Genomic DNA, 16,734 nt, shown 5'->3' with positions numbered 1-16,734 from the left:
CATTTGAGGAGGTCGTGCGCGGGCTCGGCGTCGCCTGGCGCCATCAGAATCCCGCGATGTCGTCCGCTCCCGCTTCCCACGCCTTCGCGCTGGCCAAGATCCAGCCGCCGCGGCCACGCACCAGCTTGGTCGGGCGGCCGGCGCTGGAGCTCGCGCTGGGCGCCTCGCTGCTGCAGCGGCGGTTGACCCTGCTGCTCGCGCCGGCCGGCTACGGCAAGACCTCGGCGTTGGCGCGGCAGATCCGGTGGCTGCCGCCGGGCACCGCGCTCGCGTGGGTCAGCGCCGACGAGGACGACCAGTTGCCGCGCTTCCTCGCGTGCCTGGGCCGCGCGCTGGAGCCGCACGACCTGCCGTGGCGCGTCGACCCGGATGCGCTGGCCACGCTGGCGCTCGGCGAGCGCGGACTGCGTGCGGTGGCCGACGAGCTGATCAACGCGCTGGCGGGTGCCGAGGCGGCGCGCGGCCTGCTGGTGCTCGACGACGTGCACCGCATCGCCGACCCGCAGGTGTTCGAGCTGCTGCAGTGGGTGATCGAACGGCTGCCGGCGCGCTGGAGCGTCGCGATGGCGAGCCGGCTCGAGCCGCCGCTTGCGATGGGCCGCTGGCGCGCGGCCGGCGAACTCGGCGAGTTCCGCCAGTACGAGCTGCGCTTCAACCAGGACGAGGTGGCCGCGCTGCTGGCCGGCGCCGGGCTGCCGGCGGATGCCGACGTCGCGCGCGAGCTGCTGGAGCGCACCGACGGCTGGGCCGCCGGGCTGCGCCTGAACCTGTCGGCCCGGCCCGGCGGCAACGGCGCGCGGGCCGGCGTGCTGACGCAGCGCCACCTGTTCGACTACCTCGCGGCCGAGGTGCTCGACGACATGCCGGCCGAGTTGCGCAGCTTCCTGCTGTGCTGCGCGGTGCTGCCGGAGCTGACCGCCGCGCGCTGCGCCCACGTCAGCGGGTCGCCGCATGCGGCGCGGCTGCTGGCCGAGGTGGAGCGGCGCGGCCTGTTCGTCAGCGTGCTCGATGCCGACGAGCTGACGCTGCGCCTGCACGACCTGTTCCGCGATTTCCTCGAAGACCGCCTGCAGCGCGAGCGCGCCGACGAGCTGCCGACCTTGCTGCGCCGCGCGGCCGAGGGCGAAGACGACCTGCCGCGCGCCGTCGGCTACCTGGCGCGCGCCGGCGCCTGGGACGAAGCGGCGCAGGCGGTGGCCGGGCGCGGCGCCGAGCTGCTGGCGATCGGCGGCGGGCCGAGCCTCGCGCGCATGCTGGCGCTGTTTCCGCCGGCCGAGTTCGAGCGCCGGCCCGAGCTGCATTTCCTGCGCGGGCTGAGCTGCTTCCCGACCTTCGCGTTCGACACGATGCTGGCCGCGATGCAGCAGGCCGAGGCCGGCTTCCGGGCGGCCGGCCGGGAGGCGCAGGCCTGGCGAGCACGGGCGTATGCCTGCCTCGCGATGGAGAACATGGCGCAGACCGAGGTGGCCGCGCGCGAGCTGCCGAAGCTGCTGGCGCTGCCGCTGGACGACGGCACACGCGCCATCGTGTGCTTCGGTGCGGCCTGGGCGGCGTATGCGCAGGCGCGCGCGGCCGACGTGGCGCCGTGGTTCGCGCAGATGCTGCAGGCGCTGGAGCGCGTGCCCGAGCCAGCGGTGTGGGACGCCTGCTTCTTCCACAGCCTGTGGGTCGGCATGCCGGGCATGGACGGGCTGCTGGATCGCTTCGGCGAGCGCGCGACCGCGTTGTTCGGCGACACGCCGACGCAGCTGCGCGCCGGCGTGCTGCATGCGCGGGTGTGGCTGGCGTTCTCGGCCGGCCGGCTCGACGAGGCCGGGCACTGGCTGGCGCGCGCCGACGAAGACTGCCGCTGGCTCGGCCGGCCGCGCAGCGTGCTGACCGAGAACCACCTGGCGCACATGCTGGTCGATGCGGTGGGCGGCCGGCGCGAGGCGGCGTATGCGGCGGCGCTGGAATGCCGGCACGACATCGCCGAACACGGCTCGGCACCGAACCGGCTGACGCACGAGTCCGAGGCGATCTTCACGCACAGCCGCGCCGCGTGGATCCTGCAGGACGAGGCCACGCTGCGCGAGCTGGACGCCCGGCTCGCGCAGGTGCCGAACCCGTGCGAATGGGCGGCCGCCGACGACGGCCACCGCTTCAGCCGCGCGTTCGTCGCGTTGGTCGACGGGCGGCTGCACGACGCGCAGGCGCTGCTGGCGCCGCTGGCGATCGACCACGAGCCGTCGTGCTTCTTCCCGGCCGGGCAGGCGACGGTGCTGCTGGCCGACGTGCGGCTGCGGCTGGGTGCGCTCGACGAGGCCGCGGCGACGCTGCGGCCGTGGATCGCACGGGCGATGGCGGGCGGCTCGGTCGGCGGCGCGCTGCTGTGCGGCTGGCCGGTGCTGCAGAGGCTGCGCGACACGCGCTGGGGCGAGCGGCTGTCGACGGACCAGAAGGCGATGCTGGGCCGGCTGGCCGCGACGCTTGCGCCGCGCGAAGACCCCGCCGTGCGCGCGGCACGGCCGGGCGGTGCGGCGGCGCGGGTGCCGCAGGACGACGACGCGGCCGTGCCGCGTGGGCGTTCGGAAGGCCTGGCCGGCCTCAGCGAACGCGAGCGCGAGGTGCTCGCCCGCCTGGCCGCCGGCGACAGCAACAAGCTGATCGCGCGCGGGCTCGAACTGAGCCCGCACACCGTGAAGCGGCACGTGGCCAACCTGCTCGGCAAGCTGGGCGTCGACACGCGCGGGCAGGCGGCGGCGCGCTGGCGCCAGGGCCCGTAGCCCGCCGGGCTACAGCAGCCCGAGCTTCACGCACAGGTCGCGCGTGATCCCCATGTGCCGGTCCAGCTCGTCGAGCAGCGGCTCGACCGGTGTCGTGGAGCCTTCGGCCGCGGCCTCCTGCAGCCGCGTCGCGCTGTCGGCCACGCTGCGCAGCCCGAGGCTCAGTGCCGCGCCCTTCAGCGCATGCGCCTGGCTGCGCATGCTCTCGTGGTCGCGCCGGCCGTGGGTCTGCCGCAGCGATTGCAGCGTGCCGCTGTGCAGGCCGAAGAAGCGGCCGAGCAGCTCGGCGTACTTGCCCGGCGACAGCGCGACGCTGACGTTGTCGACCGTCGCCTGGTCGAGCGGCGAGGCCGATGCGGCCGCCGTGCTGCCGTCGACCGCGGCGAACACCGGCGTCGCCTGCTGCCCGTAGCGGCCGAGCACCTCGCGCAGTTGCGGCAGGTGCGCCGGCTTCGTCAGGAAGCCGTTCATGCCGGCCTGGCGGGTGCGCTCCTGCGATTCCTGGAACGCGTCGGCGGTGAGCGCGATGATCGGCAGCTCGCCCTTCGGCGGCGGCATTGCGCGGATCGCGCGCGCCGCCGCGAAGCCGTCCATCAACGGCATGTGCAGGTCCATCAGCACGACGTCGAAGTCCTGCGCCTGCACCGCGCGCACCGCCTGCTCGCCGTTCTCGCTGAACACCGCCTGGTGGCCCAGCTTGTCGAGCACCGCCTCCAGGTAGGCGCGGTTCACCGGATGGTCTTCGGCGACCAGCACGCGCAACGGTCGGGCGGGCGCCGTGCCGTCGGCGGCGAGGCCCGGCATGGCGCCGCCCGGTGCCGCGACCGCCGGCAGCGGCAGCGTCACGACGAAGCGGCTGCCGACGCCGGCCTGGCTGCTGACCGCGATGTCGCCGCCCATCAAGCGCGCCAGGCTGCGCGAGATCTCCAGCCCGAGTCCGGCGCCGCCGTGGCGGCGCGAGGTGGTGTCGTCGCCCTGTGAGAAGCGCTGGAACAAGCGGGAGAGCATCGCGGCGTCCATGCCGATGCCGGTGTCGACCACGCTGAACAGCAGCGCGCCGTCGGCCTGCCGCGTCACCGCCAGGCTCACCATGCCGGCGTTCGAGAACTTCAGCGCGTTGCTCAGCAGGTTGAACAGGATCTGCTTCAGCCGCGTCGCGTCGGCATTCACCCAGTGCGGCACGTCGGGCGCGATGCTGACCTGCAGCTGCAGGCCCTTGGCATGCGCCTGCACCCGCATCAGCGCATCGACCTGGCCGAGCATCGCCACCAGGTCCAGCGGCTGCGGCGCGACCTGCAGGTTGCCCGATTCGAGCTTCGAGATGTCGAGGATGTCGTTCAGGATCGCGAGCAGGTGGTTCGCCGAATCCTTCGCGGTGGCCAGGAAGCCGGCCTGCTGCTTCGACAGCGGGGTGTCCTGCAGCAGCGACATCATCCCCAGCATGCCGTGGAAGGGCGTGCGGATCTCGTGGCTCATGTTGGCCAGGAACACGCTCTTCGCGCGACTGGCCGATTCGGCCTCGGTGCGGGCCACCGCCAGGTTGTCGGCCAGCGCCTGCAGCCGCTCGCCGCGTTCGGACAGGCTGCGGAACTGCCGCAGCACGATCAGCGCGAAGGCGATCAGCAGCACGCACTGGAACAGCGTCAGGCCGAGGCTCAGCTTCGATTGCGTACGCACTGCCGCATTGCGCTGCGAGACCCGCTCGTACAGCAGGTGCGACGCGCCGAGCGACAGCTCGTGCAGCGGCACGCTCAGCCCGTCGAGCTGCACCAGCAGCTGGCGCAGCGCGGCGACGTCGAGCGCGGCCGCCGGTTTCTCGCCGAGGTAGCGGTCGGCCTCGTCGACGAAGGCGCGCACCTGCAGCATCGCCTGCGTGTAGATGCCGTGGTCCGGCATGATGCGCGCCGCGCGCTCGTGGTCGACCAGGCCGATGCGGCTCACGAAGATGTCGTAGCGGTTCTGCAGCGACTCGCGCGGCGCGGCACGCGATTGCGCGAGCGACAGGTCGGCCAGCGCCACGTGCATCTCGTTGCGCAGCCGCAGGTGCTCGGTCTCCAGCTGGAAAAAGCTCCAGCCGAGCGCGTCGTTCTGGTAGTGCACGCTGCTGTCGAGCAGGTCGTACTGGCGCCACTGCACATAGGCGGCGGCGGCCAGCGCGAGCACCAGCGTGGTCGCCAGCATCACCAGCCAGCCGCGGCGGGGCGCAGTCACCGGCGGCGGCGCGCCGGTCATCGGATGTCGAGCAGCCGCAGCTGCCAGACCGCTCGGCCGTAGTGCACCGCGGTGCGCAGCTCGGGCTGGTCGTCGAACGGGTAGATGATGACGAGGGGCCCCTTGTCGCGCACCGGCATCGGCTTGTCGTCGAGCAGCCAGGCCACCATCACGTCGCTGGTCGCAGCGTCCTCGATCGGGATGTCGACCTTGTAGTCGTTCAACGCCACCGCACGCACCAGCTGGCCCTGCGCACCGGCGGCGGCCAGCAGGTCGCGCAGCCGCACGCCGGTGAACTTGCGCGGCGTCGCGTACCACGGCGTGCGGGTCCAGAAGCTGAGCTGCGGCAGCTTCTGCAGCGCCGCTGCATCGAATGACAGGCCGTCAGGGCCGTTGCGGTGCTGGATGCCGCCGATGATCGTCAGCAGCGGCTTGCCTTCGGGCGCGTCCGCCGCGCGCGCCGCGCCTGCGATCCAGCACAGGCCGACCGCGGCCAGCAGCAGGCCGGCTCGGCGTCGATCCCCCCATCCGCTCCAAAGTACCCATCGTCCCATCTGACGGATTTTGCATTGGTTTCACGGCATGGCCTGTCGCCGGTGCGCGGCTCGGCCGCGCCAGCCCGTCAACCGAAGTGGCAGATGTAGTGCATCGTGCTGGTCACCTCGATGTCGAAGGCCGACTGGCCCGGCACCGAGAACGACTGGCCGGCAGCGTACGACTGCCAGGCCTCGCTGCCGTCGAGGCGGATGCGGCAGCCGCCTTCGACGACCTCCATCACCTCCGGCGCGCCGGTCGTGAAACGCAGCGTGGCCGGCAGGATCACGCCGACGCTCTTCTTGCTGCCGTCGGCGAGCTCGATGCCGTGCGAGACGCATTTGCCGTCGAAGTAGACGTTGGCGCGGGTGGAGATGGCGGCGGTGATCTTGTCGGTGGTCATGGTCGGGTCGACGAAGGGTGGTGGACGGGACGGCGGAAGTGTAGGGGCGAAGTCGCCGGGTAAACTGGCCCGATGAGCACACCGACCGGCAGCGCGGGCCTTCAAGACGACCAGGGCGCGCTGCGTCCCGGCACCCGGCTCGGCGAGTTCGAGATCCTGCGCGTGCTCGGTGTCGGCGGCTTCGGCATCGTCTACCTCGCGATGGACCATGCGCTGGAGCGCCAGGTCGCGATCAAGGAGTACATGCCCGCCGCGATGGCCGCCCGCGGCGATGGCGACCAGGTGTCGCTGCGCTCGCAGTCGCACCTCGAGACCTTCGGCATCGGGCTGCGCTCGTTCGTCAACGAGGCCAAGCTGCTCGCGCGCTTCGACCACCCGTCGCTGGTCAAGGTCTACCGCTTCTGGGAAGCCAACGGCACCGCCTACATGGTGATGCCGTACTACGCCGGCCGCACGCTGAAGGAAGAACGCAAGGCGCTCGCCGGCGTGCCGAGCGATGCGTGGATCCGCGGCGTGATCGACCCGCTGCTCGGCGCGCTGCAGGTGCTGCACGACGAAGACGTGTTCCACCGCGACATCGCGCCCGACAACATCCTGCTGCTGCCGTCGGGGCTGCCGGTGCTGCTGGATTTCGGCGCCGCGCGCCGAGTGATCGGCGACCGCACGCAGACGCTGACCGCCATCCTGAAGCCGAACTACGCGCCGATCGAGCAGTACGCCGACGTCGGCCAGCTGCGCCAGGGGCCGTGGACCGACCTGTACGCGCTCGGCGCGGTGCTGCATTTCGTGATCACCGGCCGGCCGCCGGTGCCGTCGGCCGCGCGCGCGGTGCACGACGATGCCAAGCCGCTCGCGCAGCTCGATGAAGTGCAGCGCGGCACCATCGGCCAGCCGCTGCTGCGCTCGATCGACTGGGCGCTCGCGGTGCGGCCGAGCCACCGGCCGCAGAACGTCGCGCAGTTCCGCGATGCGCTCGACGGGCGGCTCGTGCCGCCGGAGCGGCCGCTGGCCGACGGCGAGGCGACGCAGCCGGTGTCGCGCGAGCAGGTGCAGGCCGCGTGGTCGCCGACGCAGCCGATCGACGGGCAGCCGACGGTGTTCCAGCCGACGGTGGCGGCAACGCAGCCGAAGACGGCGGTCGCGCCACGGACCGCGGCTGTGGTTCCGTCACCGCCGCTGTCACCGCCACCCCCGGCGCCGCCGCGCCGCGAGGTCGCTGCACTGCCGGCGGCCGAGCCGCCGAAGCGCCGCGGCGTGCTGATCGCCGGCCTGGCCGGTGTCGCCGTGCTGGCGATCGCGGCGGTGTTCGCGATGAAGGGTCGCGGCGGGCCCGAGGTGGAACCGACCTACGCCGAGCCGGCTGCCGCGTCGGCGCCCGCGCCGATCGCGATCGAGCCGCCGGCGTCGGCGCCGGTCGCCGCGGTCGTCGAGCCTGCTGCGGTGGCGACACTGCCGGCCGTGGCGGATGCCGCGGCGTCGGAGCCCGCCGCCGCGCAGGCGGCCGATGGCAAGGCCACTGCTGGGGCTGCCAAGCACCGCGCCGAACCGAAGGCTGCCGTGGCCGAGCTGCCGTCGACGACCCAGGCTGCGCAGCCGGCCGTCGCCACGACGCCCGCCGCGGCGGCCGCCACCGAGGCCGCCGGCCCGAAGACGCCGGGCGAAGCCTGCGGCGCACGCAAGTTCCTCGCGCGCCTGACCTGCATCCTGCGCGAGTGCGAGACCAACCCGGCGTTCCACGACCACCCGCATTGCGTGCGGGCGCGCGAACTCGAAGACGAGCGCAAGCGCAAGGAGTTGAACGGCGGCTAAGGTTGCGGTGGCGCGTCTTCGGCGAGTGCTTCCACCCGTGTCAGCCATGCCCCGAAATGAGGGCATGCCTGTCGAAGTGCGTCCAGCCCGATCTCACTGGCGATCAGTGGGCCGTGAAATTTCTTCTGGTATGCCGGCATGGCCTGCAGAATGCGTTTCGACGGCGCGGTGTGCGGGCTGTCGTTGATGTCCTCAGGTGTGTGGTGGGCCGCTGCCGCGGCCTGCAGTTGCTCGACGACGGCCTGCGTGTCTGTCCAGTCGGCGAATCGCTCGGGCTCAACGAAGAGCAGCGCCTCGAATTCGTGCACCATGAGGTGCGGGATGAAGTTGTGCTCGTCGATGTCGGCGGCCCAGCTTGCTTCGATGAACTCGGCCTTCTGCGCGCCTCTCCCTTGGATCGGAAAATCCGCATCTGCCTGGCCGGGAAAGTCCTTCGGCAGAGCGTAGAGATCGATCAACGTCGTCACGACCGACGTCGAGTCGTGCCTGCACAGGCGAGCTATCTGCGGCTTGACCTTGGCATAGCGGGTCACACCGCCCTTGTGGCCGGGACTCGTGCGCAACAGGATCGGCGTGACGTAGACGCCTGCGCGCGCGCAGTGCTCGACGAGCAGCTCGCGCACGAAAGTCTCTTCGGTCTGCCCCTCTACCAGGATGTGGACCCGCTTCACCGCGTGGGTCTCCCACCCAGCAGGTTCTTCTTCCAGAGCTCGCCGAGGCTGTAATCGGCGAGCCAGTCGGATAGCTCGTTCGAGTCCAATCGCTTGAATGTCGACGCGCCGCCGCTCTTGTCGACGACGACGAGGTCCTCGGCATCGAACTCGTTCACCAGATCCACCGATTGGGTCGAGATGATGAGTTGGTACTGTTGGGTCACCGACTTCATCATGGCGCCGAGCACCGCGATGGCGTAGGGATGCAGGCCCAGCTCGGGTTCGTCGATCAGGATGGACGACGGCATGAACGCTTCTGGCTGTTGCAGCACGGTCGCCAGGCAGATGAAGCGCAGCGTGCCGTCGGACAGTGCGCTGGCGTTGAACGGCGCGTCCTGGCCTGCCTCGGTCCACTCCAACTGGATCTTCTCGGCGTTGCCAACCGTCGGACGCAAGTGGAAATCGCCGAATGAAGGCGCGACCAGCTGGATGGACTTGACGATGCGCTTGTAGTGCGCGGCGTGGTGTTGTTGCAGACGGTAGAGGAAGGCCGCGAGGTTGCGACCGTCTTCGCGCAGGTACTCGTTGTCGTTGATCGCGTGAATCTGCTTGACCAAGGCAGTTGCGCCGGTGTCGTGGAAGTGATGGACGCGCCAGCTGCGCATGGCGCTCACCACCGCATCCTGGATCGAGTCGTGCTCCGCCGGCTCAGCGAAGCGGGTCTCGAAATGTCCGGTATGCGGCTGCTGCTCACCCCGGAAATTCCACCAGAGCACCTCGCGGGCGAACATCATCCGGTTGTCCTGCGTCGGACGCAGATTGAACTTGTAGCCGTGGTGGCTTCCGAAGTAGAGCTCGGCGCGCATTTCCTCGGTGGTCTTGCGGCCGAAGTGCAGCAGTGCGTCTGGACCACCGGCCGCGCCGACGGTGTTCTGCAACTGCTCGTCAAGGATTCTGCTGATCAGTCGGAAGAAGCCGATGAAGTTCGACTTGCCGGCACCGTTGGCGCCGATCAGAACATTGAGACGGCACAGATCGATGTCGCATCCGGCGATCGACTTGTAGCCGTTCAGAACCAGTCGTGACAGCTGATTCTTCTCATGGACCCGCTTGATCACGGTGGCGCTCCAGGTCGGCAAAGCATGGATTCATCGTTCCTCATGGCAGCTCATTCTGCCCTCCGGTCGATTCTCTCCGCTTTTCAGCGCGCCGCTGAACCTGCTCGATTCAGGCAGTGCAGTGTCAGTGCAACGCCGACAGGAACTGCTTCAACTCTGCCGTCTGCGGCGCGCCGAACACCTGCTCCGGCGAGCCGACCTCGTGAATCCGCCCGGCATGCATGAACACCACGCGGTCGGCGACCTTGCGGGCGAAGTTCATCTCGTGCGTGACCATCAGCAGCGTCATGCCCTCGTCGGCCAGCGTCTCGACGACGCGCAGCACCTCGCCGACCAGCTCCGGGTCCAGCGCCGACGTGATCTCGTCGCACAGCAGCACCGCCGGTTCCATCGCGAGCGCCCGCGCGATCGCGACACGCTGCTGCTGGCCGCCCGACAACTGCTCCGGCTGCGCATCGAACTTCTCGGCCAGCCCGACGCGCTCCAGCAGCTTGCGCGCCTGTTCGGTGCAGTCCGGGTTCGCCTTCTTCTTGACCAGCGTCGGCGCGAGCATCACGTTGCGGCCCACGCTGAGGTGAGGGAACAGGTTGAAGCCCTGGAAGATCATCCCGACGCGCTGGCGCAGCGCGCGCATCGCCGCCGCATTGCCGTGCAGCAGCGGCTGGCCGTCGACTGTCAGCGTGCCCTCCTGGAACTGCTCCAGCCCGTTCACGCAGCGCAACAGCGTGCTCTTGCCCGAGCCGCTCTTGCCGATGATCGCGATCACCTCGCCGCGCGTCACCGACAGGTCGATGCCCTTCAGCACCTCGTTCGTGCCGAAGCGCTTGCGCAGCGCGGCGATCTCGACGATGACTTCAGGCGTGGCCATGCAGTTTTCTCTCCAGCGAACGGGCCCACAGGGACACCGGGAAGCACAACGCGAAATACAGCAGCGCGACGAACGCGAACACGGTGAACGGCCGGAAGGTCGCGTTGGCGATCGTCGAGCCGGTCTTGGTCAGCTCGGCGAAGCCGATCACCGACGCGAGCGCGGTGCCCTTGATGATCTGCACCGCGAAGCCGACCGTCGGCGGCACCGCGACCCGCAGCGCCTGCGGACCGATCACGTGGCGCAGCTGCTCGCCCAGGTTCATCGCGAGCGCGCTCGACGCCTCCCACTGGCCTTTCGGCACCGCGTTGACGCAGCCGCGCCAGATCTCGGTGAAGAACGCGCTGCTGTAGAGCGTCAGCGCGATGGCCGCGGCGGTCCAGTTCGACAGCGACAGCCCCAGGCCCGACAGCCCGAAGAACAGGAAGAACAACTGCATCAGCAGCGGCGTGCCCTGGAACAGCTGCACGTAGCCGGCCACCAGCCGCTCGGCGCCCGGCAGCTTCGCCAGCCGCGCGACCAGCAGCGCCAGCCCGACGATCGCGCCGCCGATGAAGGCGACCAGCGACAGCGCCACCGTCCAGCGCAGCGCGAGCAGCAGGTTGCGCAGGATCTCCCACAGCGTGAAGTCGACCATTGGCTACTTTCCGAAGATGAAGCGGGGGCCGACCCAGTTCAGCAACCGGCGCAGCGCGATCGACAGCACCAGGTAGATCGCGGTGCCGACGATGAAGGCCTCGAAGGCCCGGAAGTTGCGCCCCTGGATCAGGTTCACCGCATGCGAGAGCTCGGCCGTCGCGATCTGCCCGCAGACCGCCGAACCCAGCATCACGATGACGATCTGGCTGACCATCGCCGGCCACACGCGCTTCAGCGCCGGCGGCAGCACGACGCGGGTGAACACCTGGATCTCGCTGAGCGCCAGGCTGCGCGCCGCCTCGATCTGGCCGCGCGGTGTGGCGGCGATGCCGGCCCGCACGATCTCGGCCGCATAGGCGCCGAGGTTGATCACCATCGCGAGCACCGACGCGGCCTCGGGCGACAGCCGCACGCCCAGGCTCGGCAGCCCGAAGAACAGGAAGAACAGCTGCACGATGAACGGCGTGTTGCGGATCAGCTCCACGTAGGCGCCGGCCGCGAAGCGCAGCCCTGCCGCGCCGTGCAGCCGCGCCCACGCGCAGGCCACGCCGAGCCCGAGGCCGAACACCGCCGACACGCCGGTCAGCGCGAGCGTGATGCCCACGCCCTTGGCCATCAGCGGCCACTCGGCCAGCACGGCCGGGAAGTCGAGGCTGATCATCGCGGCTTGGCTTGGATTACTGCGGGAGATCGCCGGCGGGCCGGCCGAGCCACCTCACCGCCATCTTGTCGAGCTCGCCGCTCTTCTTCGCGTCGGCAATGACCTCGTTGACCTTCGCGCGCAGCTTGTCCTCGCCCTTGGCCACGCCGATGAAGTTCGGCGAGTCCTTCAGCAGCAGCTTGAACTCGGTGCCGAGCTGCGGGTTCTTCGCCATCATCGCGCCGGCCACCGACGCGCCGGTCGCGATCAGCTGGGTCTGGCCCGACACATAGGCCGAGACGGTCACGTTGTTGTCCTCGAAGCGCTTCACGTCCAGGCCCGACGGCGCGATCTTGCCGAGCTCCTGGTCTTCCATCGCGCCGCGCGTCACGCCGATGCTCTTGCCGGCCAGGTCGGCGGGCGTCTTCACCGTCAGCGTCTTCGGGCCGAACACCGCCTGGAAGAACGGCGAGTACGCGGCGGTGAAGTCGATCACCTTCTCGCGCTCGGGGTTCTTGCCGAGCGTCGAGATCACCAGATCGGCCTTCTTCGTCTGCAGGTACGGGATGCGGTTCGAGCTCGTCACCGGCACCAGCTCGACCTTCACGCCCAGCTTCGCGGCGATCAGCGTGGCCATGTCGACGTCCAGGCCCTGCGGCTTCAGGTCGGTGCCGACGAAGCCGTACGGCGGGTAGTCGGTCGGGATCGCGATCGTGATCAGCTTCTTCGCCAGCACGTCGTCGAGCGCGGTCTGCGCCAGCGCGGCGGACGCCGCGAACAGCAGCGGGGCGGCGGCCAGCAGGCCGAGGGCTTTCAGGAAACAGCGGTGGCTCATCGTCAGTACTCCGGGGTGGATGAGGAAGAAGAATCGGGTGCGACCGGCGGGCTTGTATGCAAGGGCTGTGCCTTGCCTGTCTTTTTTCCATTCCCGACCGGCGACAGCGCGCTGCGCAGCGAGGCCAGCGGGTCGACGGCCCCGCTCGGGTCGAGGTGGGCGGCCACGCTGTCGATGTGGCGGCGCATCAGCTCGGCGGCGGCGGCCGCATCGCCGCGTTCGAGCGCGGCGACGATCCCGGCATGCTCGGCACACGACTGCGCGGCCTCGTGGTTCGACTGGTACAGCACCGCGATCAGCGTGGTGCGGGCGGTCAGGTCGCGCAGGATCTCGGCCAGCGTGCCGTTGCCGGCGCACTCGGCGAGGCAGACGTGGAAGTCCCCGAGCAGGAAGCTGCGCTCGCCCGCATCGGCCGCCGCCACCGCGGCCTGCTCCTGCGCCACGTGCGCACGCAGCCGTCGCAGCGGCGCGCCGGCCAGCGGTGCGGCCAGCGACTGCAGCAGGCCGGTCTCGATCAGGCGCCGCGCGGCGAACGCCTCGCGTGCGTCCTCCGGCGACGGCTGCACGACGAACCAGCCGCGGCGCGAATTGACCTCGACCATGCCGCGCGCCGCCAGCCGAGTCAGCGCTTCGCGGACGATGGTTCGGCTGACGCCGAACAGGTCGGCGAGCGGCTGTTCACCGAGGCGGGCACCGGGCGCGAGCTTGCGCGCGAGGATCGCGTCGACGATGCGGTCGGCAATGTGTTCGGGCTTGTTGCGGATGGCAGGCACCAGCGTGAGGCATGGATCGGTTGCATACAAGCCGGCTCACCAAAATGAGGCGTTCCGGCCGCTCGGCCCACTCGGCAGGCGTGTGGCGGGCCGTTGTATGCAAGTGCCGGACCCGAGCCGGCGATCACGGTGGAATTGGCTTGGCGGCGATTCACTCGCGCAGCCGCAGCAGCGTGCGTTGCAGCAAGCGCGCATCCGCACTTGCCCGGTGCCGAGTCAGCCCCAGCTCATTGCTGACGGCCTGCTTGGTGGCATACCAGTCGCGGGCTTCGGCTTCTGTCAACAGCGAGCGCAGGTTGTCAAGCCGGAAGCTCGGCACCAGGCCTGCTTCTTCATACAGCGCACCGAGCCAGGGGTAGTCGTGGGCCCAGCCATCGCTGTAGAGCGTCAAGCCGTGCAGCTGGTCGTTCAGCCATTGCGCGACCTCGGGCACCGGCCGGCCGTGCACCAGCAGCGTCTCGCGGCGGATCTGGTGCACCTGCTCGGCGGCCGGATCCCAGTGCGTCCAGTGGCGCGCCGGCCGGATCAGGCTGCAGAAGCTGCTGCCGTCGGGCAGCACGTAGCCGACCTCGATCGGGTAGCTGTCGCGGCCGAAGCCCGAGGCCTCGATGTCGAGGATGGCCGGGGCGCCCGCACCTGCGCCGGTGGGCCGCGGCCCACCCGCGGTGGACACCGCCGGCACGGACGAAAGCGGCTGCACGAGGGCCATGCGGCAGCTTAGGCAATCGGCGCGCCAGCCGTCCGGGGAGAAGCCCGCGGACTGGCGTTCGTTTCCTTCCTTTCAGTTGTCGACCGCGAACCCGTCAGCCCGACGCATGGCGCGAATCGGCCCAGGGCCGCAGGCGATCGGTCGTGTCGCGGCTGCCCGGCGCGTTGCTGCCGCAGGCGGCGAAGAAGGAAGTGGTCAGCGTGACGATCGCCATCAGCAGGTGCAGCAGCAGCCAGTTGACGACCAGGAAGGCGAGCAGCGCGCCCGGCGTCTGGACCGCCAGGTCCCGCGCGGCAGAGCCGAACAGGATCTTCCCGATGCCGAGCAACGCCAGCACGGCGATCGCCGCGGCGGCGTACCGGAGGTTCCGCCGACCCGGCCTGAGTGGTGCGGCGTGCAGGGCCAGCGGCCGCAGTTGCTCGATCAGCTGCCACCGCGTCGACACGTCGTTCAGCCCCATCACCTGCAGCGGCAGCAAGGCATAGGACAGCGTCCAGAACAGCAGCAGCGCATCGGGGCCCCGGCCGGCGAGGCCGAGGTCGCCGGGCACCATCAGCACGGCGGCCGCATCGCCGATGCCGAAATGGCTGGCCGCCAGGCAACCGTATGCGCCGCCGACCAGCAGCGCGATCGGCGGCACCAGCGTGCGCATGCGGCGCAGGTGGTGGCACGCCAGGCGCCACGTCAATCGGGTCACGACATGGGCCCAGGCGGCCGATGCGGTCGATGCATGAAGGTGACTCAATGGGCTTCTCCCTGAACGGTGCTGGCCTGCCATCGGCCGCGTCACAAGCGTAATCAGAACGGAGCCCAAGCGGCTCATGCCCGGCCATACAAGTTGTTGATGCCGCGTTCTGTGAAATGCATCGCCTGCACGGTGTCTGCGCAATTGCCGACCAGGACAGCGCCCGCGGTGTCGGATCGGTTCATGAAGCTGCCACACGGGCACCGCAGACTGCGCGTTTTCATGCATCACCGAGGACGAATCGAATGGACCGCCGGATCTTCTTGTCGAACGCGTTGCTGTTGGCGGGTGCGGGCACCGTGCCGGGGCTGTCGTCGGCCCAGCCGGCCCCGTCCGGTGCGGCCGCGGTGGTCACGCGCGATGCGATGCGTCCGCAGTTTCCGTCCGGCGTGCAGTCTGGCGATGCGCGGGCCGACAGCGCGATCGTCTGGACGCGCAGCGACCGGCCGGCGCGCCTGTGGGTCGAGTGGTCGAGCACGGCGAGCTTCGCCAACCTGAACCGCGTGCGCGGGCCGCACCTGCTCGAAGACAGCGACTTCACCGGCCGCGTCGACCTGACGGGCCTGCCGGCGGGCCAGGAGGTGTTCTACCGCGTCGTGCTGCAGGACCTGCACAACGAGCGCGTGCTGTCCGAGCCGATGCCGGGCCACTTGCGTTTGCCGGCGGCCTCGCATGGCAAGCCGTTGCGCGATGTGCGTTTCGCCTGGAGCGGCGACACCGCCGGCCAGGGCTTCGGCATCAACGAGGCCTGGGGCGGCATGAAGATCTACGAACAGATCCGCAAGGTGAACCCCGATTTCTTCCTGCACAGCGGCGACACGATCTATGCCGACGGCCCGATCGCCGCGCAGCTGAAGTTGCCCGACGGCAGCACCTGGAACAACCTGGTGACCGAAGAGGTCAGCAAGGTGGCCGAGACGCTGAACGAATACCGCGGGCGCTACCGCTACAACCTGATGGATGCCAACATCCGGCGCCTGTCGGCCGAGGTGCCGCAGATCTGGCAGTGGGACGACCACGAGGTCAGCAACAACTGGTCGGACTCGAAGGACGTGTCGGGCGACGCGCGCTACACCGAGAAGAACGTGCCGCTGCTGGTGGCGCGCGCGAGCCGCGCGTTCCTCGAGTACGCGCCGCTGCGCCGCGGGCCCGATGCCGAGAGCGAGCGGGTGTACCGCCATCTGCCGCAGGGGCCGCTGCTCGACGTGTTCGTCGTCGACATGCGCAGCTACCGCGGCCCGAACGGTGCCAACCTGCAGACCGCCGAGACCGCCGAGAGCGCGTTCATGGGACGCCCGCAGATCGCGTGGCTGCTCGACGGGCTGAAGCGTTCGAAGGCGACCTGGAAGGTGATCGCCGCCGACATGCCGATCGGCGTGCAGGTGCCCGACGGCAAGGACGCGCAGGGCCGCGACAAGTGGGAGGCGATCGCCAACGGCGACGACGGCGTGCCGCTCGGCCGCGAGCTGGAGATCGCGCGGCTGCTGCGCGAGATCAAGCGGGCGAACATCAAGAACATCGTCTGGCTGACGGCCGACGTGCACTACACGGCGGCGAATTTCTACGACCCGCGCAAGGCGAAGTTCAGCGACTTCCTGCCGTTCTGGGAGTTCATCTCCGGTCCGCTGAACGCCGGCAGCTTCGGGCCGAACAAGCCCGACGCGACGTTCGGCGTGCAGGTGGTCTACGAAAAGGCGCCACCGGTGCAGAACACGGCGCCGAGCGAGGGCTACCAGTTCTTCGGGCAGGTCGACATCGATGCGAAGACCAAGGCCTTCACGGTGAACCTGAAGGACCTGACCGGGGCGACCTTGTTCACGAAGACGCTGCCGGCTGCTTGACGGGTCGGTTCGTTTGGCAAAGGCGCGGGTGGGGAGGCTGTGGCGCGCCGTCGGGGGCGGTCCTCGGCCCCCAGAGGGCCGAGGACTTCCCTCCGCTGGCTGGCTTCATGGCCCGTCGCCGAAACTCCCTCCGCTCACTTCGTTCGCTGTGGTCAAACAGTCGGCGACAGTCAGTGTCGGCGACAGTCAGT

Annotated in this window: 15 protein-coding genes; 3 read left to right on the top strand and 12 right to left on the bottom strand. The window is 70.1% G+C overall.

The window, feature by feature from the left end:
* The first annotated feature begins 56 nt into the window (after positions 1-56).
* The gene (locus tag ASC98_RS13425) at positions 57-2,765 is read left to right on the top strand and encodes a LuxR C-terminal-related transcriptional regulator (protein WP_082541624.1); all 2,709 of its coding nucleotides are present in this window, start codon (positions 57-59) and stop codon (positions 2,763-2,765) included.
* A gap of 9 nt (positions 2,766-2,774) precedes the next feature.
* Here ASC98_RS13425 and ASC98_RS13420 read toward each other — a convergent pair whose 3' ends face one another.
* The 3 genes from ASC98_RS13420 to ASC98_RS13410 form a co-directional block, all read right to left on the bottom strand.
* Entirely contained in the window at positions 2,775-4,976 is a 2,202-nt protein-coding gene (locus ASC98_RS13420) for an ATP-binding protein (protein ID WP_162249228.1), read from the bottom strand.
* 17 nt (positions 4,977-4,993) lie between these two features.
* Entirely contained in the window at positions 4,994-5,530 is a 537-nt protein-coding gene (locus tag ASC98_RS13415; protein ID WP_082541625.1) for a molybdopterin-dependent oxidoreductase, read from the bottom strand.
* A 68-nt stretch (positions 5,531-5,598) separates the two neighbouring features.
* A complete protein-coding gene (locus ASC98_RS13410) occupies positions 5,599-5,913 on the bottom strand; it encodes a pyrimidine/purine nucleoside phosphorylase (RefSeq protein WP_056811597.1) in 315 nt (104 codons plus the stop codon).
* A gap of 72 nt (positions 5,914-5,985) precedes the next feature.
* On the opposite strand from ASC98_RS13410, the gene ASC98_RS31290 reads away from it, so the two are divergent.
* Complete coding sequence (locus ASC98_RS31290; RefSeq protein ID WP_056811594.1) at positions 5,986-7,722, top strand: serine/threonine-protein kinase; 1,737 nt, start codon at positions 5,986-5,988, stop codon at positions 7,720-7,722.
* Here the strand turns inward: ASC98_RS31290 and ASC98_RS13400 are convergent.
* The 9 genes from ASC98_RS13400 to ASC98_RS13360 all read right to left on the bottom strand — a co-directional run bounded on the left by ASC98_RS13400 (position 7,719) and on the right by ASC98_RS13360 (position 14,702).
* The gene (locus ASC98_RS13400; RefSeq protein ID WP_056811591.1) at positions 7,719-8,393 is read right to left on the bottom strand and encodes a DUF4276 family protein; all 675 of its coding nucleotides are present in this window, start codon (positions 8,391-8,393) and stop codon (positions 7,719-7,721) included. The genes ASC98_RS31290 and ASC98_RS13400 overlap by 4 nt on opposite strands.
* Positions 8,390-9,493, bottom strand: coding sequence for an AAA family ATPase (locus tag ASC98_RS13395; RefSeq protein WP_157597702.1), 1,104 nt, complete (start codon positions 9,491-9,493; stop codon positions 8,390-8,392). Before ASC98_RS13395 ends, ASC98_RS13400 begins: the two co-directional genes overlap by 4 nt.
* 124 nt (positions 9,494-9,617) lie before the next feature.
* Complete coding sequence (locus ASC98_RS13390; protein ID WP_056811589.1) at positions 9,618-10,361, bottom strand: amino acid ABC transporter ATP-binding protein; 744 nt, start codon at positions 10,359-10,361, stop codon at positions 9,618-9,620.
* Complete coding sequence (locus tag ASC98_RS13385; protein WP_056811586.1) at positions 10,348-10,998, bottom strand: amino acid ABC transporter permease; 651 nt, start codon at positions 10,996-10,998, stop codon at positions 10,348-10,350. The genes ASC98_RS13390 and ASC98_RS13385 overlap by 14 nt, the downstream gene beginning before the upstream one ends.
* Before the next feature lie 3 nt (positions 10,999-11,001).
* A complete protein-coding gene (locus ASC98_RS13380) occupies positions 11,002-11,661 on the bottom strand; it encodes an amino acid ABC transporter permease (protein ID WP_056811583.1) in 660 nt (219 codons plus the stop codon).
* Between the two features lie 16 nt (positions 11,662-11,677).
* Positions 11,678-12,475, bottom strand: a complete 798-nt coding sequence (locus ASC98_RS13375) for a transporter substrate-binding domain-containing protein (RefSeq protein WP_056811581.1) — start codon at positions 12,473-12,475, stop codon at positions 11,678-11,680.
* Positions 12,476-12,477: 2 nt separating this feature from the next.
* On the bottom strand, positions 12,478-13,239 hold the full coding sequence (locus ASC98_RS13370) for a GntR family transcriptional regulator (RefSeq protein ID WP_056812123.1): 762 nt from the start codon (positions 13,237-13,239) through the stop codon (positions 12,478-12,480).
* Between the two features lie 160 nt (positions 13,240-13,399).
* Positions 13,400-13,957: a hypothetical protein gene (locus ASC98_RS13365; protein WP_235581255.1), complete on the bottom strand. Its 558-nt coding sequence runs from the start codon at positions 13,955-13,957 to the stop codon at positions 13,400-13,402.
* Positions 13,958-14,051: 94 nt separating this feature from the next.
* Entirely contained in the window at positions 14,052-14,702 is a 651-nt protein-coding gene (locus ASC98_RS13360) for a hypothetical protein (protein WP_157597703.1), read from the bottom strand.
* Between the two features lie 245 nt (positions 14,703-14,947).
* Between ASC98_RS13360 and ASC98_RS13355 the strand changes: the two genes are divergently transcribed.
* On the top strand, positions 14,948-16,543 hold the full coding sequence (locus ASC98_RS13355) for an alkaline phosphatase (RefSeq protein WP_056811575.1): 1,596 nt from the start codon (positions 14,948-14,950) through the stop codon (positions 16,541-16,543).
* Positions 16,544-16,734: the final 191 nt, after the last annotated feature.

Origin of the sequence: Rhizobacter sp. Root1238, assembly GCF_001425825.1 — a bacterium.
Lineage (GTDB): Bacteria > Pseudomonadota > Gammaproteobacteria > Burkholderiales > Burkholderiaceae_C > Rhizobacter.
The sequence above is the reverse complement of the archived record's forward strand: the minus strand, read 5'-3'. Positions and strand labels throughout refer to the sequence as shown.